We start from the raw sequence: 21,337 nt of genomic DNA, 5'->3' as shown, positions 1-21,337 counted from the left end.
CGCTCAGGCTCTTTTAAACAGTCTGTCCAATAAAATGGCGATCAGTACGATAGCCAGGCCAGCTTCAAACCCGGTGGCGATATCCACGGTATTCAAAGCGCGCACCACCGGCTTGCCCAGTCCGTCCGCGCCAACCAGGGCCGCGATGACCACCATGGACAGAGACAACATGATGCACTGAGTGACGCCCGCCATAATGCTGGACATCGCCGCGGGAATTTCGACTTTGAGCAACAATACGCTGGGTTTGCAGCCGAACGCCTTGCCCGCCTCCAATAATTCTTCCGGCACCTGCGTGATGCCCAGATGGGTCAAACGGATCGGCGCGGCGATAGCGAAGATCACGGTTGAAATCAGGCCCGGTACGACACCCAGACCAAACAGGGTCAGGGTCGGTATCAGATAAACAAAGGTCGGAATCGTCTGCATCAGGTCCAGCAAGGGCCGCATACCACGATACAACCAGGGACGATGCGCGGCGGCGATGCCGATAGGAACGCCGAACAGCACGCAGAACCCGGTCGCAAACAGAACCAGCGCCAGTGTTTCGATCGTCTCCTCCCAGTACCCCATATTCCAAATGAGCCCCAGGGCGAACAGTGCGAATAACGGCGATGACCAGTTGCGATGACGCCAGGCAGCGAAGGCCACGATGGCGGCGATAAATAACCAGGGCGGCGCAAACAGCAGCGCTTCGGTGAGCCCCTGGATCAGGTATTCCAGACAAACGGCGACACCGTCGAAGAAGGCGCCGCCATGGTCGATGAGCACATCGACCAGGCTTTCCATCCAATCGCCGACTGGCAGTTTGTAGCTGCTGAGAGCGCTTAAATTACTACTCCAGTCCATACCTGCGCCTGCTTACATCAGGTCCAGGTGTTTTTTCACTGCCGGCGCCGCTGGCTTGCCGTCAATGGTTTTCACGCCCTGCAACCAGGCTTCGACGCTGTCGAAGTTTTCCTTCAGCCAGGCTTTGGCCGCCGCTTCAGGCTTTTTCTTGTCATCCAGAATCGCGCCCATGACTTCGTTTTCCATTTGCAGGGAAAACTCCAGGTTGTTCAGCAGTTGCGCCAGGTTGCCGCACTCATTCATCAAGCCTTTACGCACGTTAGTGAATACAGACGCGCCACCGAAGTTAGGACCGAAATAGTCATCGCCGCCGCTGAGATAGGTCAGCTCGAAATTAGCATTCATCGGATGCGGCTCCCAGGCCAGAAACACAATCCACTCTTTACGCTTAACGGCTCTTTTCAGCTGCGACAACATGCCTGCTTCACTAGACTCCACCACTTTGAAATCTTTCAGAGCGAAGGCGTCTTTATCGATCATATCCTGAATCAAACGATTGCCGTCGTTGCCAGGCTCAATGCCGTAAATACGGTCTTTGAACTTATCCGCATGCTTGGCGATATCCGCGAATGTTTTCACGCCCGCTTCCGCCACATAAGAAGGCACCGCCAACGTATACTTGGCGCCTTCCAGGTTCTTGCCGACGACTTCCACAGACTTGTTTTCCACATAGGGGCGAATATCCGCTTCCATGGTCGGCATCCAGTTACCCAGGAACACGTCCACGTCGCCGTTCTCCAGCGACTTGTAGGTCACCGGCACAGACAGTAACTGGGATTCCGTGGAATAGCCCAGCCCCTGCAGAATGACGGAGGTCAACGCAGTCGTGGCGGTGATGTCAGTCCAGCCGACATCCGCAAAAGTGACTTCTTTACAGCTTTGCGCGCTATAGGCGTTAACACTCGTCAATAACATCAGACCGCTGATCAACAGTCGCTTGAAGTGGTTCATTATTTTTCCTCTCTTCAATCGTTCCAGAAATGGTTGGGGTCCGCCCTGTCAACAGGACGGCCTTGGCTACCGCTGCTTGTTCGCGTAGTCGGGATGAATCCAGACTGGCGCGTCGCTGGGCGGCAGCATCGAAACGCCGAGAATGTGATCTGCGCACTTCTCGGCCATCATAATGGTCGGCGCGTTCAGGTTGCCGCTAACGATGCTGGGCATGATGGATGCGTCCACCACCCTCAGTCCTTCAACGCCCCTGACCTTCGCCTCGGAATTCACCACCGCCATCGGGTCGTCATCCGCACCCATTTTGCAGGTGCAGGAGGGGTGGTAAGCGCTATCCGCCTTGTCACGGATAAATGCGTCTATTTGCTCGTCGCTGGTCACCGCGGGTCCAGGGCGCAGCTCTTCGCCACGGAATGGGTCAAACGCTTGTTGCTCGAATATTTCCCGGGTCAGCTTCACGCACTGACGCATTTCCCAGCGATCACGCTCGGTCGCCAGATAGTTCGGCTCCAGCAGCGGATGTTTACGCGGGTCGCGGGACAGAATCTTGAGATAGCCAGTGGAGGTTGGCCGCATAGGACCAACATGCGCCTGATAGGCGTGCAACTGCGGGTCCACGCGACCATGATCGATCACCTGCGACGGCAGGAAGTGATATTGGATATCCGGGTGCTTCACGCCTGCTTCAGTGCGGATAAAGCCGCCTGCTTCCAAGTGCGCGGTGCGGCAGGCGCCGCTGTCGTGATTAAGGAACCACTTCACGCCTTCCAGCGTCTTACGGGGCTGCTTGGTATAGGTGTACAGGGTCAGCGGCTGCGAACAGGCTTGCTGAACGTAGAACTCCAAGTGATCCTGCAGGTTCTGACCTACGCCGGGCACATGCGCAACAACGGGAATACCCAGAGACTGCAACTGCGTTTCATCACCAATGCCGGAGAGCATCAAGGTCTGCGGCGAGTTGATGGCGCCGCCGGATAAAATGACTTCCCGCTCTGCTTTAACCTTAATCAGCACGCCGTTTTGTTCGTACTCAACGCCAATGCAGCGACCTTTGTCGAATAACAGACGGGTCACCATGGCGCCGGTCTCAGCCGTCAGGTTCGGACGCGACAAAGCCGGACGCAGATACGCCTGAGCGGCGCTCCAGCGTTTGCCGTGCTTGATAGTCATGTCCATCACGCCCACGCCTTCCTGCTGATAGCCGTTCATGTCCTCGGTGTAGGGATAGCCGGCTTCCATTCCCGCTTTGATGAACGCGTCGAACAACGGATTCTTTTCGTCCCCGGTATGCACGTTCAAGGGGCCGGCGTTGCCGCGATAGGCGTCGCCCCCGCGTTCACGGGTCTCCGCCTTACGAAAGTAGGGCAACACGTCTTTGTACGCCCAGCCCTTGGCGCCTTCTTCTTCCCAGCGGTCATAATCCAGCGCGTGACCGCGGATATACACCATGGCGTTGAGGGCGGAACCGCCGCCCCACACTCTTCCCCGCGGCCAATACAGGCGACGGTTATTCATGAACGCCTGGGGTTCGGTGTGGTAGTACCAGTTGTACTTGTCGTCCGCCAGATTGAAAGTCAGTGCGGCGGGCATGTGAATCTTCCAGGTATCGTCTTTGCGACCCGCTTCCAGCGCCAGCACGTTGAACTTGCCGCTTTCGGACAGGCGATTGGCCAGAACGCATCCAGCGGAGCCGGTCCCGACGATGATGTAATCAAAACTATTGGTAAACTGCTTGTCAGCCATAACGCTCGCTCAAAAAGGTGATTCCAGGTCCGTCATGCCGACGTAGACGGCCTTGATTTGGGTATAGTGATTCAGGGTGGTCATGCCGTTTTCGCGGCCGATGCCGGATTGCTTGTAACCGCCCACCGGCATCTCCGCCGGTGAATAGCCGAAGCTGTTAATCCAGCAAATGCCCGCCTGTAGCTTGCCGATCACACGATGGGCGCGACGGATGTCATTGGTGAACACGGCAGCGGCCAATCCGTATTCCGTATCATTGGCGCGCGTAATGACCTCTTCTTCGTCCTCAAAGCTGAGTACGCTCATGACGGGCCCGAATATCTCTTCCCGCACGATGCTCATGTCATCGCGACAGTCGGCGAATACCGTGGGGGCGACGAAGTAGCCGTTTTCCACGCCTTGCGGGCGCACCTGTTCACCACCGCAGATCAGCCTTGCGCCTTCCTGCTTGCCCAACTCGATGTAGCCCATGACTTTTTCCAGATGCGGAGCGGAGATCAGCGCCCCCAGATTGGTGTCGGGATGCATGGGATCGCCGATGCGCACATTGCTTTCGACGCGCTCTTTCACTCGCGCCAGAAAACGGTCGTAAATCTCTTTATGCACAAACACCCGCGTGCCGTGGGTGCAAACTTCGCCCTGGGTGTAGAAGTTTCCAAGCAAAGCGGCGGAGACGGCGTTTTCCAGATCGCAATCATTGAAGATCACCAGCGGCGATTTACCACCCAGCTCCATGGTCACGTCTTTCAGAGTGGAGGCGGAGTCCGCCATCACTTTCTTGCCGGTCCCCACTTCCCCCGTGAAGGAGACTTTGGCGATGCCAGGATGGGCGGTCAGCATGCGGCCGACGCGATGATCGCCTTGCACCACATTGAAGACGCCGGCGGGAACGCCCGCATCAATGAAAATCTCCGCCAACTTCAAAGCGCCCAACGGGGTTTCTTCAGAAGGTTTGAACACCATCGCATTGCCCGCCGCCAAGGCTGGCGCGGATTTCCAGCAGGCGATCTGCAAGGGGTAATTCCAGGCCCCAATGCCGGCGCAAACGCCTAAAGGTTCTCGACGGGTGTAGTAAAAATCTTCGCCCAGGGATTGCTGATTGCCTTCAATCGACGCCGCCAGGCCAGCGAAAAACTCAATACTGTCAGCGCCGGTCACTACGTCCACGACACTTGCTTCCTGCCATGGCTTACCGGTATCCAGCACTTCGATGCGCGCCAGCTCGTCGTTTCTTTCCCGTAACAATGCCACGGCTTTCTGCAGCACTCGCCCTCGTTGCATGCCGGTCATCGCAGACCACTCTGCGAACCCGCGCTGTGAGGACTCCACCGCCGCCTGCACCAGACTTTCACAAGCCTGCTCAACGCGATAGATCAGTTCGCCTGTAGCGGGATTCACCACATCGAAGGTCTCGTTCGATGTGGACGCCCGATAAGCGCCGTCAACAAAAGACTGATAAACAGGAATGCTCATGCTTTATGTTTTCCTTCAAACAACTCACTTACGTAGTTCTTACAAATACGTTCCGCCTGCACCACGGACAAACCGCCGGAGCTGAGCGCGCTGCGCAGCCACAAGCCATCGATCAGAGCGGCGATCGCGTGGGCCTGATCCTCTACCTGGGAAGGCGGCAGAATTTCCCGCAGGCTTACTTTCAAATTAGAGAACAATCGCCGTTCATTGACCCTTTGCAATCGCGCCAGCTGTGGGTCATGCATCGCTTGAGCCCAAAAGGCCATCCAGGTTTTCGCCGCCCGTTCACTCACCTGCAGCTTGCTGAAGTTGGCTTCGACAATGGAAAGAAGGCGGCTGTAGGGCGAACCGTCCTTGGATTTGGCCAGCTCTTTCAGCAGGGAGGTTTTCAAGGCTTCCAGCAGGTAGCGGACAGTCGCCTCCATCAGCGCCTGCTTGCCTCCGAAGTAGTGACTGATAATTCCTGTAGAAACGCCCGCGTAACGGCTAATGGAATTAATAGTCGTGCCTTGAATGCCATAGGCTTCCACCGACTTCAGGGTGGCTTCGATAAGCTGCTCTTTCTTCTCTGCTTCGACGACGATTTTGGGCATTTTTTATTGATTGAATGTTCAATTAAAAACACACCCTAATAGTTTGAACTCAATATTTCAATTTTGAAAAACAAGAGGAGACGAGCAGAAAGACTAACGAAAAACAGATTAAATCACTTTAATTACAAACAATTAAGCACACATAAAAGAAGAGCATTCGCTCATTGTAATTTTTTGTAAACACACAATATTTAGCACTCTAATTAGAAAGGAGAAGAATTTTCTGGAATTACTTTGAGTAGCAACAATTTCTCAAAGAAAAGCTGACAAGAAGTGGGTGCACGACAGAGGAGAAACGGAGAAACGGAAATTATCTCAGCGCGGTAAAGGCGTCAGGCGGCGCGCCCTGGTTTTATTCGCCTGCCTTTGTCGCTAGCCCACTAAGCCCGGGACCTAGCATGGGTTTTACAGACTTGGCGTCTATCGGTTCGCCGCATTCAGAGCAAACCAGCGTGGCCGTTATCTTCTTACCGCAACCCAGGTGGACATACTCCACCGGTGGGCCCGCATCGCCAGCCATATATTTATCGCCCCACCCCGCCATAGCGAGAATCACGGGGTATAAGTCCATCCCTTTGCGGGTAAGCCTATACTCATAACGGGCGGGACTCTCCTGGTACAACGCTTTGCGCAGCACGCCGCTTTCCACCAGCTTGTTCAGACGATCCGACAGGCGATGACGCGTGATCTCCAGACGCTTTTGAAACTGCTCAAAACGACGCACGCCCAGAAACGCTTCGCGAATGACCAACAGAGTCCAGCGGTCGCCAATGACCGATAGGGTGCGTGCGATTGAACAAGGGATGTCTTGGATTTCATTCCAGCGCATAGGCGAATACAGCGTCTTATCTGGGTTAGCGGAAGAGGAATGGAGAATGACGGGAAGTATAGCTTTACAGGTTCCAGTTTGGAATTTACTATTTTGATAGTTCCAAAATAGAACTAACAAGAAAAGGAGAGTGATCATGCATGATACCGAGACGGCTGAAAAGCACTCCGATCAGCACAAGTGGCGGCCTACCGCATGCATTCTATGCAGCATCAATTGCGGCCTGGAGATGCAGGTGGACCAAGGACGCATCGTCAAGGTCAGAGGGGATAAACTGGCGCCGAACTCAGAAGGCTACATCTGCCAGAAAGCCGCCAAACTTGATCACTACCAGAATCACTCAGCCCGTCTGCGGCAGCCTCTAAAACGTCAGCCAAACGGCGAATACGCGCCTGTCTCCTGGGACGCCGCCATCGCCGAGATCACTGCGCGCATGCGCGACATCAAGGCCCAACATGGGGGCGGCGCATTCGCCTACTATGGAGGCGGAGGCCAGGGCAATCACCTGGGCGGCAGTTATTCCGGCGCATTGCGGGCGGCTTTGGATACGCCCTATTTATATACCGCGCTGGCGCAGGAAAAGACGGGGGATTTCTGGGTAAACGGAAAACTGTTCGGCCGCGAAAGCTGCTTTGTGCTGGAAGGCATGGAACACTCTGATTACTGCATCGTGCTGGGCGCCAACCCTTATATGGCCCACGGCGTGCGCAAAACCCGGGACCTGCTGAAAGCCTACAAGAAAGATCCCAACCGCACCCTGGTCGTCGTTGACCCACGCGTCAGCGAAACCGCCAAAGACGCGGACATTCATTTGCGGGTGCGCCCCGGTATGGACGCTTACCTGCTCGCCGCCATCATCGCCGTCATTTTTCAGGAGGCGCTGGAAGATACAGAATTCCTGCGTCAACACACTAACGGCTATGACGAATTGCGCCGTCATTTCATCGATCTGCCAGTGGAGCAGTACGCCACCATCGCCGGCGTCGATCCCGAGTTAGCGCGGCAGGTCGCCCGAGGTTTCGCCACCGCTAAATCCGCCACAGTCAGAGCCGACCTTGGCATCCAACACAGTTTACACAGCACGCTGAATTCCTATCTGGAAAAGCTACTGTTTCTGGTGACCGGCAATTTCAATAAACAGGGCGGCAATCATTTGATGGCGCAATTCGCCCCGTTGATCGGTCATTCCAAAACCGATGACAAGAAAACCGCCGTCACTGGGATGTACGGCATCGCCAAGCTGTTTCCGCCCAACATTTTGCCTCAGGAAATCGATAGCGATCATCCTGACCGCATCCGCGCCTTAGTGGTGGACAGCGCCAATCCCGCCCTGTCCGCCGCTGATACGAAAGCCTATCGAAAAGCATTCGACAAACTGGAGCTGATGGTGGTGATTGATGTGGCGATGACGGAAACCGCCCGCCACGCGCACTACATATTGCCAGCGGACAGTCAGTTTGAAAAAGTGGAGTCCACCTATTTCACATTCGGTTTCCCCACTAACTATTACCATCTGCGTCGCCCCACACTGCCCCGCAGCGGCGACACGCTTCCCGAGCCGGAAATCTACCGACGCCTGTTGGTGGGTCTGGGAGCGATTCCCGACCGTTTTCCACTACTGGAAAGAGCGGCCAAACTGGACCGTCGCCTGCCGGTCAGCCGCGCCTTTCCATTGGCGCTGGCGGCGGCGCTGAAACGCCATCCGCAGTGGCGCAAGTACGTCCCAGTCATTTTATACGCCACCCTTGGCAAGGCATTGCCGGAAGGCATGCAATCCGCTGCGGCGATCTGGGGCGTCTGCCAGATGTACGCCGCCAAGTTCGGCTCGCAGGTTCGGCGCACCGGGCTGCATGGCAAGGGCTACACACTGGGTCTGGCGTTGTTCAATCGTTTTCTGGAGAGTCCCAGACCTGCGCCCATCGCCACTTTCAAGGTGGAGGAAACCTGGAACCTGATCAAAACCAGGGATCGCAAAATAAACCTGTATATACCCGAACTGACTGAGTGGCTGGATCGTTTGCAAACAGAGGCTCTCAGTGAAGACAGGGACTATCCGTTCATCCTCGCTGCCGGTGAACGCCGCGCCTATAACGCCAACCAGATCTACCGCGGACCGGAGTGGCGCAAGACGGACAAGGAGGGCCTGCTACGTATTCATCCTTCCGATCTGGCCAAGCTGGGACTGGTTTCCGGAGATAAAGTGCGCTGCCGTTCCCGACGTGGCGCAGTAGAAGCCATCGCCTCAGCGGATGAGAGCGTTTTGCCTGGAGTACTGACGTTGCCTCACGGTTTCGGCATGCTCTATCAGGATGATCAAGGAAGACAGTTGCGCAATGGTCCGGCGATCAACCTGCTGACGGACGCACAACACTGCGATCCCATCGCCAAGACGCCTTATCACAAATACGTTCCGGTTGCTCTGGAAGCCGTTGACGTCTAACCAGCAATCCCAGCCGCCGCAAAAAAGGCGACGATACGCACTCACCTAAAACATGATTACGTCGTATCGTCGCTGCGCCGGTCTGACCGAGGAGACCGTCCCTTAACCACAATGCCCCTCACCGGCGTCAATCAGGGAGTCGGTTTATGAACTTCACTACTTCCTCAATGACGCGTTCATCCCGAAGCACCCGATAATGCCCCAGCCCCGCGGTCTGCAAGAAACGACTGCCGCGCCATTTGAGGGCGAGGGCTTCACCGTACGCAGCAGGAACTTCCGCATCATCTGTATCTGATACGATCATCCCTTGCGCCTGGATGAGTGGGACATTTTTCATCAATGACAAACGGTCCCAAATATCGTCGCCAAACTCCTGCTCCATCAGTTTGCAATGAGCGAGCATGACGGCGTCCGGAACCTGCAGACGCTGTTGAAACACATCCAGCACCACCTGCATGTCCGCCGGCGGCGCCAGCATAATGACTTTGTTGGTCAATAACCCTTCCCGCACCGCCATGGCGGCGGCGATAGAGCCCAGGGAGTGAGCCACCACTGCGTGCACGCCCAGAGTCTGCGCAGCCACTTGCAGAATCGCATCCCGCATCTGCAGAACATTAGTGCGCACGCCTTGCGCCCGTCCATGACCGGGCGCATCAAACGCCACAACCCGATACCCATTGTCCACCAGGGGTTTCACCATCGCGCCAAACTGCACGCCAGACCCGGACCAGCCATGGGCGCACAACACCACAGGGCCGCTTCCCCAGCTATAGACAGGGATCGTCAACGCGCCCACTTTCAGATTCATGAACACATCCGCCTTGTCCAACAGGGCGTCAAAGCGCGAGTCCAAACCATAACGTTGCGGTGTGAACCACAGGCGATTCAGCATTCGGCCCGCGCCTTGAGAGGAAATACGGGCATAGGCGCGAATCGCCCAGCGCATGGCTTTCAAGGCGAAGGGAACCTGCGGTTCCCGCAGAGGCTTGGATGGGGCGACAACCAGGGGAATGTTCGCGGACATGGGGCTTCTCCTCTCAACTTGCTGGATACAATCGCCTGCGTCACGCCTTTTTTCGTGGCTTTGTCGCAGCGGCTATGACTACAAGATAAGGTTTGCAATGCATTAGCGGGAGTGTCATATTTGACACTTAAATTGCTTTTTATGACATTTCATCTTTTCTTTTTTCACTGCCGAATTGGATGAAGGAGTCGCCCATGAAGATCGTTTTACTCGCCCTTCCCCACTGCGCCGCCGCCTCTGTGCATGGCATTCTGGATATATTCACGACAGCGAATTACTGTCACGCCCGACTGTCCGGCGCCGCCGGCAAACGCCCTTTGGAGCCCTACTTCAACATCAAAGTCGTGACGCAGAATGACCAGCCCGTTACTGCCTACAACGGCATGGCCATTGCGCCGAATGCGGCGTTCGAGTCAGTAGAGCCGGATTTGATTATCGTCGCCTCCGCAATTGAGGCCATCACCGCCGGCGCCGCCCTGCCGGAACATCTGGCGCAATTTCATGACGCTTATGAATGGCTCCGCCGCCATACCGAACGCGGGGCCATCGTCGCCAGCGCCTGCACCGGCAGTTTCGTTCTGGCTGAAGCCGGACTTCTGGAAGGTAAAACCGTCACCACCCACTGGCGCGCCGCAGAACATTTCCGCCAGCGCTACCCGGAAATCAGGTTGGACATAGATCGATTGCTCATCGATAGCGGCGACATCATCTGCGCTGGCGGCGCCACCGCCTATATCGATCTCAGCTTTCATCTGATCGAACGTTTCGCGGGCCAAGGGCTGGCGTCAGCGGTGTCCAAACTGCACCTGTTTGACAGCAAACGCCAACAACAAACCCCTTACATCACCTTCTATGGCTACAAGTCCCACAAAGACAACGCCGTAAAAAAAGCGCAGGAATGGATGGAGTCTCACTACGCCGAGCATTTTTCCGTGGACGATGTAGCAGCCTTGGCCGGACTGGGAGGACGCACATTCAAACGCCGCTTCAAGGAAGCCACCGGCGAGAATCCGATCAATTACCTGCAACAATTAAGGGTGGAAGCGGTGAAGCACCAATTGGAGACGACGCTCAAGTCATCGAATGAAATTATCTGGGAGGTCGGGTACGAGGATATCAGTTCGTTCCGGCGACTCTTTAAACGAGCCACCGGATGCACGATGGAGCAATACCGCAAACGCTTCAGTTATGTAACACCGCCACGAGTCGGCATACCTGCTCTGGAAGGACGCATTTAGGCGGGAATAGACACTTTGATGCGGGCGCCCGCCTGGGTGTTTTCCGACTCGAAGCGCCCGCCCAGGCTCATGGCGCGTTCACGCATGGAGATCAAGCCGATACCTGCGTCCTTATCCTGCGAGGGCTTGAAGCCCACGCCATCGTCCTGAATCACCAATTCATAGTCCTTGGGACGATGTAAGGAAATCGCCACCTCTTTCGCCGAAGCATGCTTAACCGCATTGGTGACGGCTTCCTGCACAATGCGATAAATGCCGATATTGCGCTCTTCATCCAGATTGTCGCAGTGGTCGCCAATCGACAGCATAAACGAACACCCATTTGAGGACTGATTGTAATTGTTGACCAGTTCCTCCAGGGCGCCGCCCAAGCCCAGCGTATCGATAATCTCGGGTCGCAGCCGGGAAACCAGACTTCTGGCCGAGCTATAGGCATCCGTGACGATAGACGTAATTTTACTTCCCATGCTGGCGATCTGCGCGTCTTCGCCACCCTCCCGAGCCAACTGCTCAATTTTCTGGGAGTACATTTTGATAGCGACCAGCGTGGCGTTGAAATTGTCGTGGATTTCCTGGGCGATCAGTTTGCGTTCGCCTTCCAACGCAGTGCGCAGTGTCTTACCGAGCATGCGATTTTCCTCAACCGCCACTTCAAGCGCATGAGTTCTCTCCCGCACCTGCGCTTCGAGGATGTTCTTGTGATCAAGAATTTTTTCGCGGTAGGCCAAAAACGACTGCAGCAACTGCCGTATCTCCACAATGTTGCTGCCGGCGAATTGATGCGATCCCAGTCGGTTTAATTCTTCTTTGGCGTCAGTGTCGTCCACAGAGTCGACAAAGCGCGTCAGCTCCCTCACCGGGGCGGTCAGCGCCCGCGACAATAACAGCGAAAGCGCCACACCGGTCGACAGGATAAAAATCAGCGCCATGGAGCTGATAATCAGAGTATCCACGAGATGCTCGCGCTTGATCATCCGCGGTACGAGGAAGGTCACCAGTGAACCGATTTCCTCCCCCGAGGAGTGCTCAAGCACTGGCGTTACTTTGCGAATGAAGGAAACGCCATCCGCTACCGCCTCGAAAGGCGCCGCAGGCGTCCCCTCAAACTTAAACGCGCTATCCTCAGGGTTCTCCCAGTCATAACAACAGGGAACGTCCACCGCTGCGGATTTGTTACTGGTCGCCGCCACCTTGCCGTCGGCGTCCAGCACATAGGCAAACAGCAGAGGGCTCTCCTTAACCAGCTGCGCCAAGGCGTCTTCAATATGGACAAAGTTGCCCCGTCCAAGCAGCACGGAAATATGCTGTCGGTTAATCAATCCGGAAGTCTGATCGGAGACCTTGATAGAGTTCGCCAGCACCTGATACTGGTGTACGAAAAAGGACACCGCAAATCCAAACAAAGCGACCAGAACCGTAAACTTGATGCAACGCTGAAACGAGTACTTTCTAAAACTATCCATATTGTTAGACGCACTTTGTTAGCTGATTAAATTCCCTTAAAAGAATATACGCTGTAGATATACTCTTCGCCCTTGCGCACCGCATAAGGGCCGCCGCACTCAATAGGCAGCGCCGTATCCTCCTTGGAGAAAATCAGCATGACGTCTCCCGCGCCATACGTCCGCTGATTGCCGTTCAATTGCAGGAATTCGACTTTGCCTTTATCAAATCCCGGGTCCAGATCTTTTACCGACACCTGATAGGTATCCGGGCAAGCGATAGGATCATAGGAAAATACGGAAGGGGCCTTATAGGCTTCCGCAGGCGCGCCAATAACGTTGGTCATGTCGATGGAAGCGCCGCCATATTGCAGCCGGTTGTCTAATTCGCCATACACCACCGCCTTCACATACCAGGCCCAAAAAGCGGCCTTTTTCAGATACTTATCTTCCACCTTCGCCTCCGCGCGAGTGGGAAGAATGACCTGCACCTCACCGTCTCTTTTGCTTAACGGCGCGGCGTCCTTGGCGCTCGCCAGGATGGTTTGCGGATTGTTGGCGATCTGCGCGGGCATGAACGTTATGTAGTCGTCGTCGCCAATGAAGTAGACGTTATCGTAACGCCACTCCTTGGGCGGCAGCTCGCTCACCGGCACCCCGGTGAAAACGTGCTCCTTTTTCTCACTGTTCAGGTATCGGTGCGGCGTATTGGAGTATACGTCGATGCGTTTGGCGCTTTTGTTCGTCTCCACCACGCGATAGTCCGCGGCGTTTTTATTGATGACGAAGATTTCCTTGGCGGCGACGTTAAGCGACAACGCCCAAACGCCGGCCGTCAGTAGCGCGCAGGTTTTAAAATTCGAAAGTTTGCCCCGAACGGGTGATAAACAGTCTGTCCTTTTCAATCTCATTCTCCCTTACTAACTTATCGTAGGTCTCAGTAATCACGCTGATTTCATTCCGGCACATATGGGTAACGCCAACACTGGCGGCCACGTCGGATTGAGCAAGTTGCAGCACTTCGCTGAATGAATAGTGACTGGGGATGTTGTTGTTAAGCTCGTAGACTTCCTGCAAATGCAGTTCGACGCCTTGAATCAGCTCAACGGCTTCCGGCGTCAGCTTGCCATCTCCGGATATGGAGAAGGAGCGGCCGTCAAAATCCAGTCGATACAATAAGTTCGGGATAGAGTGTACGGTGGGCGCGCAGCGAATGGAAACATCCCCGTATTTTTTACTGTCCAGGGTGTCGAACTCGGCGAACTCAATCGTGTACTTGAAATACTTGGACACGCCAGGGTAGCCGTGCTCAAGGAGACTTTTAATGAAACTTTCCGTGCCCGCCGGTCCCCAGATCTTCAGGGGGCGGGTTCTTTTTTCTTCCAGATAGCGGACCAGTAAAGGTACGACTCCGAAGGAGTGATCCGCATGGTGGTGGGTCAGCAAAACCAGATCAATATTCTGGTGCAAATCGCCCGCCCATAAGCGGGGTGGAACCTGATAACCGCAGTCGATAAGAATGGAGCTATCGGCGGACTGCAACAGGAATGAGGTGTTGCACTCTTCCGAGAAGGCCTCTCCATTACCGACAATCAGCAAATTCTTCATAACAAAAGCTTTCCGTGTTTTCCATTTTCCATCTCATCGCGCAACGCGTAGATGGCGCTCCCATGCCTGCATGGCGGCAACCTGTTGATTGCCGTCGGGATTATGCCACTAACCTATGGGTTTATAAACGGGACGCCAATGACTGTAATGTAAGGCGCGGAGATAGGTTGAGATGAAGGATCAAGGAAAACGCAGAGGCAGGCCGGCGTTGAGTCGCCGGCTGTGCAAATACGTGAAAGGAAAGCGCGCTGTCAGAGAGGTTGGAAATTCGGGAACAGTTCACGGGTAATGCCAGGTCCGCCGCCTTTACCTACGTTGTAATAGAAGGTCCACAGCCCCCCTGTGCGGACGCCAAAGACGCTCGTGGGCGTCCCGTAACCTTCTCTCGCTTTGGCCCCGTAATCACTTGGTTTCAACATCTGCAGACCAGCGTGTGCAATCACATTGTTAGTGATCAATTGCTCGGTGACTTGCCCATAGAACTGATCCTGCGCCGCTTGCAGATCAAAGTTATATTCCTTGATATCTCCACTGTTGGGGAAGCTCACCAAGCCTTCGTTAGCTGGCTGGCAGTTCATATGGACGACAAAGGGAGATACCTGATTACCAGATACAACAAAGCAGCACCCGGTCAGATTGGCGGTGACGAAGAAGTTACACGCCCCCTGAAGCTGTCCGGCTACAGCCCGCCACCCGCGCCATGGCAACCAATAGCAGTTACCATTGTGAGCAGTGGCGACTGTGACCGTATTTCCGCCAGCCACATGTGCGCCTTCTTGCAGGTTGGCCCGCTCAAGCTGGTTCACCAGATAGCAGTTGCGTTGGATGTTGTTGCATTTGACGCTGTAGGTAGCGTGAGAAATATTTGAGGATTCCGCGCCGGTCACGGTAATTGACTTGTTCGCATTCTGTTTAAAAATATCCGCCAGGGCCATCTTGTCGTCTCCTTAAACTCGTTATTGCCGACAGTCACCGCAGCCTCGCCTTGGTTCTTACTCGTTTTGGGAAAAGGCGTCCCGTCGCGCGCGTGACCGGATACTGAAGCTAGCGTCAACCCGACTCAAACGCCCTTCATATTTTTTATAATGTTTTGTTATCAGGACTAATTTTATTCATCTAAAGACCAATACGCGGAATAAGCCAGCGAAAGTCCGGCCGCTTTTTTAATCAAAATAACAGCCATCCATTGATGTTTTTTCAAACATAACTACGAATACGCATGGCGATAAAAACGTGACGTACAATTCGTAAAAGAAAAACAATGTAAAATTTATTAAAAATAATACAGTATAACGAATTATATACCCGCCTCTTTTTCCTCATTGAAATGCAACTTTTAGTTACATAAATGTGCATTAAACTCACTGTTACAAAACATATTGACACATATATTTGATAGGAAACGAACAACATCTATTGACTTCGTAAATTACTTATATGTCAAAAGCCATTTGGCGCTTGATTTTTGATCTAAATCCTTCAATATGCACGCCATTTTTAGCACTAGGTAAACTTTAATGCAGTCGTTCAGAAAGATTTGTTTCTTACTTGTCACACTTACCGCATTCGGCGCCGGCCTGGCTCGCGCGGAAATATCGAGCATGGATCAGGCTCTGGACATCGCGGGTCAACAAAGAATGTTGAGTCAAAGAATCGTTAAAGCATATTTATTGATTGGTCAGGACATTCTTCCTGACAAATCATCGATTCAATTACATGACAGTGTGGCGCAATTTGAATCTCAACTGTCCGACTTGGAAGGTTATTTGAAAGCAGGCGAAATGGCGCGCGATTTGAAATCCGTCCGCAAAGAGTGGACCGCTTTCCGTAAACTGGCCACCACCGCGCCCAATCAGGAAAACGCAACGAAACTGATCCAGCAAAGTGAAGAACTGTTGAGCCTGACTCAAGGCGTCACCAGCAATCTGGAAAAACAAGTCGCCAGCACCAAAGGCCGCTTGATCAATATCTCCAACGAACAAGGCATGTTGTCCCAGAAAATCGCCATGTACTACTCTGCCATGAGCTGGAACCTGGGCGTTTCCGACCTGGAAAACGATTTTAAAGCTGCGGTCAAAAAGTACGATGCAGGCTTGAGCGAGCTGCGTAAAGCGGACGCCAACAGCGAAGATATCAACAAGGCGCTGGATAAAGTTATTTCACAGTGGTCATTCTCCCACTCTGGTTTCGAAAAAATGGACGGTCATGATTTCGTCCCCTTCGTCATCGCAACGACCACTGAAAGCATGCTGAAAAGCATGCGCAAGATTTCCGACATGTACGCAGGTCTGAAAAGCTAATCCGCAAGGATTGAACTATTAAACCGAGTTCCTGTTTTATTCGTCTTCTTCGTTTAGTGCGGCGCAAGCCGCACTCTTTTTTTCCCACTTACCCAGCCTCTTTTCCCTCTCGCATTCAGCAGGCGTCGCTCATCGCGTAAAAGTTTTCCGCCTCATCCAAATACGCGACCACTCCTCTCTTTCTTGTTGTTTCTAAAAGCCTTTTCGCCATTCTCAAAAACTGCTCTTTGTCCATACCCACAAATTTCCGGTTCATTTGGCGCCTAACTTGCGCCAGATCAGCGATGCGTTAACTACCTACCCAGTTATCGCGCTGTAAGCATCTGATATTTATAGGCTTTAACTTAGACTGCACCAGATTGAATCACATGAGGTAAACGCATATGCGCCATATAAGGAACTTTAGTCTGCTTGTTCTCTCCCTGCTTGCACTCTCCTGGAGCCACATTGTTATCGCAGACATTACCGACCTGGACGAAGCCATCAACAAGGCTGGGCGCCAACGTATGTTGAGTCAGCGAATTGTGAAGTCATATTTGCTGATGGGTCAGGATATTCAACCAGATAAGTCTTCAAGCCAGCTCACAGAGAGCGTCGCCTTATTCGAACAACAATTGGGAGAACTGGAAGCCTATTCCAAGTCGCCGCAAATCTCGGGGCAGCTCAAGTCCGTGCGCAAGGAATGGACTGGGTTTCGTCAATTGGCGACGGCTAAGCCCGCGAAGGACAAGGCCATTGAGCTGATCAACGCTGGAGAGCGTGTTCTCGCGCTCAGCAATAAAATCGTACAGTCACTGGAGCAACAGTCGGGCAGTCCCAAGAACAAAATGATCAACCTCTCCGGCCGACAACGGATGCTGTCCCAGCGCATCGCGCTATATTACTCCGCGTTGAGCTGGAATCTGGAGCAGGCGGATCTACAAGACAGTTTCACCCAGGCCGTGCAGGAATATGATCAGGCGTTACATGAGCTGCGTCAGGCGAAAATCAACAATCAGGACATCAACGCCGCCCTGGACAAAGTGATTTCCCAGTGGAGCTTCTCTCGCTCAGGGTTTCAGTTGATGCAAGGCCAGAACTTTGTGCCTTTCATCATCGCCACCACGACGGAAGGCATGCTGAAGAATATGGAGAGAATTACGGGCCTTTACGAGAATCTGCAAAGCTAACTCCTTACTTCGTCCCTTCTCTCGGCGCAGCTCAATGCTGCGTCGTCTCACCCCGCCTCATTGTCTAACTCTGAAATAACCAGTTTCCGAAAGGGCCGCAAATCGACATACTTGTCCCCGTCCCGCTATATGTGTTTCGGCGCCGATGTAGATATCTATCGCGATGATGAAGTCCTCCAACCCCATGAAAAAACTTAAAAAACGTATCGCTTTCGCCACGGGCGCACTGGTTTTAGGTCTCGCGGCGGTATGGACCGCTGGTGGCGCGCTATCCGCCTCCGTCAATCATCCCCTTCCCTCACCGCCCGCCTCCCTAAACGCGCAAGCAGTGCAGTTTGACGGCGTCAGCGGTTGGTATGCCCCCGCCATCGGCCAGCAATGCGTATTGCTTCTACACGGCGTACGCTCAGACCGCACCAGTATGATCAGGCGCGCCCTGTTCCTGCAGAAGTCAGGGTACTCCTCATTGCTGATAGACCTTCAAGCCCATGGTGAAACGCCTGGGGAGCACATCACGTTTGGCTACCGTGAGTCGGACAACGTCAGATCCGCTGTCGCCTATTTGCGCACGCAACGCCAGTGCGCCAAAGTGGCGATTATTGGCGTCTCTCTCGGCGGCGCCGCAAGCCTGCTGGGACAGTCGCCCGCGCCTGTAGACGCTTATGTTCTGGAAGCCGTTTACCCAAACATCGAACAAGCCGTCAGCAATCGTTTGTCTATGCGACTCGGCGTGCTGGGAGAATGGCTGACGCCATTGTTAACCGCACAAATTCCTTTGCGTTTAGGCGTCAGCCTGGATGAGTTGAAGCCGGAAGAAGCCATCAAACGTGTGCGGGCGCCCGTCCTGATCATTGCCGGTACGGAGGATGAACACACAACATTGCCAGAATCAAAACGCCTTTTCGCCAATGCCCCAGAGCCCAAATCTCTCTGGCTGGCGGTGGGCGCCCATCATCAGGATTTCTATGACTTCTCGGCACAAGAGTACGAGGAGCGGGTAACCAGATTTCTTCGCACGTCCCTGGAGCATTAATCGCTCCATTCCTCAAGATAAAACCTCGCAATTGCCATGGCTAGACAGCTGAGCACTCAACCAGTCTATGCCGTTTAACCGGTTTTCACGCCGCAGGTAGATTAACTAACATTTAATGCGCTTAACGCCCACTGATTAATAAACAATCACGACAACCTCAAGACAAACAGGAGTCACGGATATGACTAGGTTCTCAGCAGGCATGTCGGCATGCGCGCTCGCCTGTGCTGCGGCAGCCACTTACCTGTGGGTTGAAAATAAAAATCTAGAATTAAAATTTGACCAGGAAAGAAAACGTTTTCAAGAACATACACAGCAGCAAGACGCTCGCTACCTGGAGGCCGTAGCTGCGTTCAACGCCTACCTGGAACATCCCGTAGAACGGCGGAACCAGCAAGCATCCCCGGAGAACCCAGCGTCACGCATTACCTCTGGGTCAGCTATAACCGCACGCTCATCTCTAACGCACAGCGCCGCACAACCACTACTGGAGGCGGAAGAATCAAGCTTGCAACAAGCGGTCAGCGAAAAATACCGCGTCCTGTTTTCCGAAATATCCCTCGACGCCACAACAGAGAAACAATTGCAAAGTCTGTTGCTGGAGCGAGAGCGCCTCGCCACGCTGCCCACAGTGAACTATTTCTCCGCCCCAGAAAGTATTGAAGAGCACGCCCAGCTGCGCACCCAGGCGCTGGACGAGGTGGACCAACGCATTGTCGATCTGCTGGATGCAAACAGTTCACGCCTGTTCGAACTCACCCGCAATTCAGAGTTTGAACAACATCAACTGAAAGAAGTCACTGACAGTCTAAGCTCAGTCAATCCGCTTAGTCACGAGCAGGAGCGCACGCTGCTCCTCGCCAAACTCCGCCACAAAGAAGCATTCAATATCGCCATGCGCGATTACGCCGTCGCCCAGAGCAATAAACGCGCTATGGCGGATGAAGCAGTCAAAGCGCTAACCCGTTATCGGGATGACTATCTGCAGGAAGCTTCCGCCTATCTCGACGAAGAGCAAATGGCGGCGTTAACGGATTTTGAAGCGCTGAGCTTTGAAGAAATGGAAGACAGCCTGCTCGCCTCACTGCAAACGCAATGAGCGGGTCGGCTTCATAAAGGCAGTCTACACAGGAGGGAATCTACGCCAAACAAAGTTGAACTGGTTAAGGCCAGCACCGCACATAAAAACCAATAAGCCAATAACAACACAAGCGCATTCGTTTTCAGGGTCAACAAAAACCATAAATTCGGAGAACATGATGTTTCGTAAATTCGCTTTAGGCCTGACTCTGCTTGCCTCAGCAACAAGTCTTCAGGCCGCCGCCAATAGACCAGACGGCTTCGCCACGCTTTGTAAAAGCGGTCAAACCTGTATGGTCAGCAGTCAAACTCAGGTAGCTTTTGGAGCCGCCGGTAAATTCGTCTATAAATCGCTAAACGGCGCATTCTCCTGTGACGTCGCCACTTTCGGAGTCGACCCAAACCCGGCCAAGTCGGTGAAGGAGTGCTCCATTCGTGAAAACGTCGCCAGCCCCGGTGACGGCGCAGGAGCCGCAATCACCGTCACCTTGCAAGCCAACGGCGACGACGGCAGGGTGAAGTTGTCGTGGAGCGCCAGCGGCGCCCTGCGTAATGTGCAGGTGATGCGCGACACCGACGCTAACCCTATTGGCCGTCAGCGCATCGCCAGACTGGCCCGCTCCGACCGCACATTCACCGACACCAAGGTCAACAATGGCGCCACCTACTGGTACTGGATCAAGTACACAGACACTAACGGCGCCGTCGCCAGCACCGCCGCACAGTCCGCCACGCCATCCGGCGGTTCCGGCAATGCTGATGAATGTTTCGCCGGCGCCACGATTAAAAACAAAAGCGTGGATTGCGGCGGCAAGACTATCGGACTGTCCTGCAACAGCGATGATGAACACCAGCCGCCGGTGCTTACTCTGATCAACGCCAGCGTGAAGAACCTGCGCATCGCCGCTGATGGCGGTTCCGACGGCATTCACTGCGACAGCGGCAATTGCACGCTGGAAAATGTAGTCTGGGAAGACATCTGTGAAGACGCCGCCACTCACTCGGCGGAAGGCGGGACCATGACCATCATTGGCGGCTGGGCTTACAACAGGAATGGCGGTCCTGGCGGCAAGCCGGACAAGATCTTCCAGCATAACTCCAAGAACAGCACAACCATTATCACTGGCGGCTTCACCATCAAAGGCGATAACGGCAAGTTATGGCGGTCCTGCGGCGACTGCAAAAACAATGGCGGCCCCCGGCATTTGATCGTGGACAACGTCATCGTTGAAGGCTCGCTGTCCAGTGGACTCGCAGGCGTCAACAGCAATTACAAGGACACCGCCACCATTCGCAACCTGAAAGTCAAAAACTACAAATCCGGCAAGCCAAAAATCTGCGTGGAATATAAAGGCGTGAACAAAGGCGACGGCAAGTCCGAGAAAAAAGGCGAAGCCTGGAATACCGCCAGCTGTAAGGTGGACCACTCGGACGTTTCCAGTTACTGATTTCTACATCTCTTGATCAAAAGGTTTCTCCGCGCTGGAGAAACCTTTTCTTGGGCGCGCCTATACGCACGTATAAATGCCGTTAGGGCCATCCGCCCGGTATACTGTCCGAACACC

General features: G+C 54.0%; 18 protein-coding genes. 7 read left to right on the top strand and 11 right to left on the bottom strand.

The window, feature by feature from the left end; genetic code table 11:
* Positions 1-3 precede the first annotated feature (3 nt).
* The 6 genes from choW to ACQYWX_RS03480 all read right to left on the bottom strand — a co-directional run bounded on the left by choW (position 4) and on the right by ACQYWX_RS03480 (position 6,438).
* On the bottom strand, positions 4-849 hold the full coding sequence (gene choW / locus ACQYWX_RS03505; protein WP_216736394.1) for a choline ABC transporter permease subunit: 846 nt from the start codon (positions 847-849) through the stop codon (positions 4-6).
* Between the two features lie 12 nt (positions 850-861).
* Positions 862-1,800 (bottom strand): choline ABC transporter substrate-binding protein, encoded by a 939-nt coding sequence (locus tag ACQYWX_RS03500; protein ID WP_431687899.1) that lies wholly within the window; start codon positions 1,798-1,800, stop codon positions 862-864.
* A 66-nt stretch (positions 1,801-1,866) separates the two neighbouring features.
* A complete protein-coding gene (gene betA / locus ACQYWX_RS03495; RefSeq protein ID WP_279504137.1) occupies positions 1,867-3,543 on the bottom strand; it encodes a choline dehydrogenase in 1,677 nt (558 codons plus the stop codon).
* A gap of 9 nt (positions 3,544-3,552) precedes the next feature.
* Positions 3,553-5,016 (bottom strand): betaine-aldehyde dehydrogenase, encoded by a 1,464-nt coding sequence (betB, locus tag ACQYWX_RS03490; RefSeq protein ID WP_431687898.1) that lies wholly within the window; start codon positions 5,014-5,016, stop codon positions 3,553-3,555.
* Complete coding sequence (gene betI, locus ACQYWX_RS03485) at positions 5,013-5,609, bottom strand: choline-binding transcriptional repressor BetI (protein WP_216736390.1); 597 nt, start codon at positions 5,607-5,609, stop codon at positions 5,013-5,015. The genes betB and betI overlap by 4 nt, the downstream gene beginning before the upstream one ends.
* A 352-nt stretch (positions 5,610-5,961) precedes the next feature.
* The gene (locus ACQYWX_RS03480) at positions 5,962-6,438 is read right to left on the bottom strand and encodes a winged helix-turn-helix transcriptional regulator (RefSeq protein ID WP_431687897.1); all 477 of its coding nucleotides are present in this window, start codon (positions 6,436-6,438) and stop codon (positions 5,962-5,964) included.
* Between the two features lie 136 nt (positions 6,439-6,574).
* On the opposite strand from ACQYWX_RS03480, the gene ACQYWX_RS03475 reads away from it, so the two are divergent.
* The gene (locus tag ACQYWX_RS03475; RefSeq protein ID WP_431687896.1) at positions 6,575-8,878 is read left to right on the top strand and encodes a molybdopterin-dependent oxidoreductase; all 2,304 of its coding nucleotides are present in this window, start codon (positions 6,575-6,577) and stop codon (positions 8,876-8,878) included.
* Positions 8,879-9,005: 127 nt separating this feature from the next.
* On the opposite strand, the gene ACQYWX_RS03470 is transcribed toward ACQYWX_RS03475, so the two are convergent.
* Positions 9,006-9,902, bottom strand: a complete 897-nt coding sequence (locus ACQYWX_RS03470) for an alpha/beta fold hydrolase (RefSeq protein ID WP_216736387.1) — start codon at positions 9,900-9,902, stop codon at positions 9,006-9,008.
* Between the two features lie 194 nt (positions 9,903-10,096).
* Here ACQYWX_RS03470 and ACQYWX_RS03465 point away from each other — a divergent pair, with 194 nt between their 5' ends.
* Complete coding sequence (locus tag ACQYWX_RS03465; protein WP_431687895.1) at positions 10,097-11,140, top strand: GlxA family transcriptional regulator; 1,044 nt, start codon at positions 10,097-10,099, stop codon at positions 11,138-11,140.
* On the opposite strand, the gene ACQYWX_RS03460 is transcribed toward ACQYWX_RS03465, so the two are convergent.
* From ACQYWX_RS03460 to ACQYWX_RS03445, 4 genes are all read right to left on the bottom strand, one after another.
* A complete protein-coding gene (locus ACQYWX_RS03460; RefSeq protein WP_431687894.1) occupies positions 11,137-12,603 on the bottom strand; it encodes a sensor histidine kinase in 1,467 nt (488 codons plus the stop codon). The two genes, ACQYWX_RS03465 and ACQYWX_RS03460, sit on opposite strands and share 4 nt — an antisense overlap.
* A gap of 26 nt (positions 12,604-12,629) precedes the next feature.
* Positions 12,630-13,400: a hypothetical protein gene (locus ACQYWX_RS03455; protein ID WP_431687893.1), complete on the bottom strand. Its 771-nt coding sequence runs from the start codon at positions 13,398-13,400 to the stop codon at positions 12,630-12,632.
* A gap of 34 nt (positions 13,401-13,434) precedes the next feature.
* Positions 13,435-14,190: an MBL fold metallo-hydrolase gene (locus tag ACQYWX_RS03450; RefSeq protein ID WP_216736383.1), complete on the bottom strand. Its 756-nt coding sequence runs from the start codon at positions 14,188-14,190 to the stop codon at positions 13,435-13,437.
* A gap of 251 nt (positions 14,191-14,441) precedes the next feature.
* Positions 14,442-15,125 carry a hypothetical protein gene (locus ACQYWX_RS03445; protein WP_216736382.1) on the bottom strand — a complete coding sequence of 228 codons (684 nt, stop codon included), beginning with the start codon at positions 15,123-15,125 and terminating at the stop codon, positions 14,442-14,444.
* A 666-nt stretch (positions 15,126-15,791) separates the two neighbouring features.
* Between ACQYWX_RS03445 and ACQYWX_RS03440 the strand changes: the two genes are divergently transcribed.
* The 5 genes from ACQYWX_RS03440 to ACQYWX_RS03420 all read left to right on the top strand — a co-directional run bounded on the left by ACQYWX_RS03440 (position 15,792) and on the right by ACQYWX_RS03420 (position 21,220).
* Positions 15,792-16,490: a type IV pili methyl-accepting chemotaxis transducer N-terminal domain-containing protein gene (locus tag ACQYWX_RS03440; RefSeq protein WP_431687892.1), complete on the top strand. Its 699-nt coding sequence runs from the start codon at positions 15,792-15,794 to the stop codon at positions 16,488-16,490.
* Positions 16,491-16,873: 383 nt separating this feature from the next.
* The gene (locus ACQYWX_RS03435; protein ID WP_279504116.1) at positions 16,874-17,659 is read left to right on the top strand and encodes a type IV pili methyl-accepting chemotaxis transducer N-terminal domain-containing protein; all 786 of its coding nucleotides are present in this window, start codon (positions 16,874-16,876) and stop codon (positions 17,657-17,659) included.
* Positions 17,660-17,843: 184 nt separating this feature from the next.
* Positions 17,844-18,692 (top strand): alpha/beta hydrolase, encoded by an 849-nt coding sequence (locus ACQYWX_RS03430; protein ID WP_431687891.1) that lies wholly within the window; start codon positions 17,844-17,846, stop codon positions 18,690-18,692.
* 181 nt (positions 18,693-18,873) lie between these two features.
* Positions 18,874-19,791, top strand: a complete 918-nt coding sequence (locus ACQYWX_RS03425) for a hypothetical protein (protein ID WP_431687890.1) — start codon at positions 18,874-18,876, stop codon at positions 19,789-19,791.
* A gap of 157 nt (positions 19,792-19,948) precedes the next feature.
* Positions 19,949-21,220 (top strand): pectate lyase, encoded by a 1,272-nt coding sequence (locus ACQYWX_RS03420; RefSeq protein WP_431687889.1) that lies wholly within the window; start codon positions 19,949-19,951, stop codon positions 21,218-21,220.
* Positions 21,221-21,337: the final 117 nt, after the last annotated feature.

The organism is Hahella sp. NBU794 (genome assembly GCF_050749805.1).
Lineage (GTDB): Bacteria > Pseudomonadota > Gammaproteobacteria > Pseudomonadales > Oleiphilaceae > Hahella.
The sequence above is the reverse complement of the archived record's forward strand: the minus strand, read 5'-3'. Positions and strand labels throughout refer to the sequence as shown.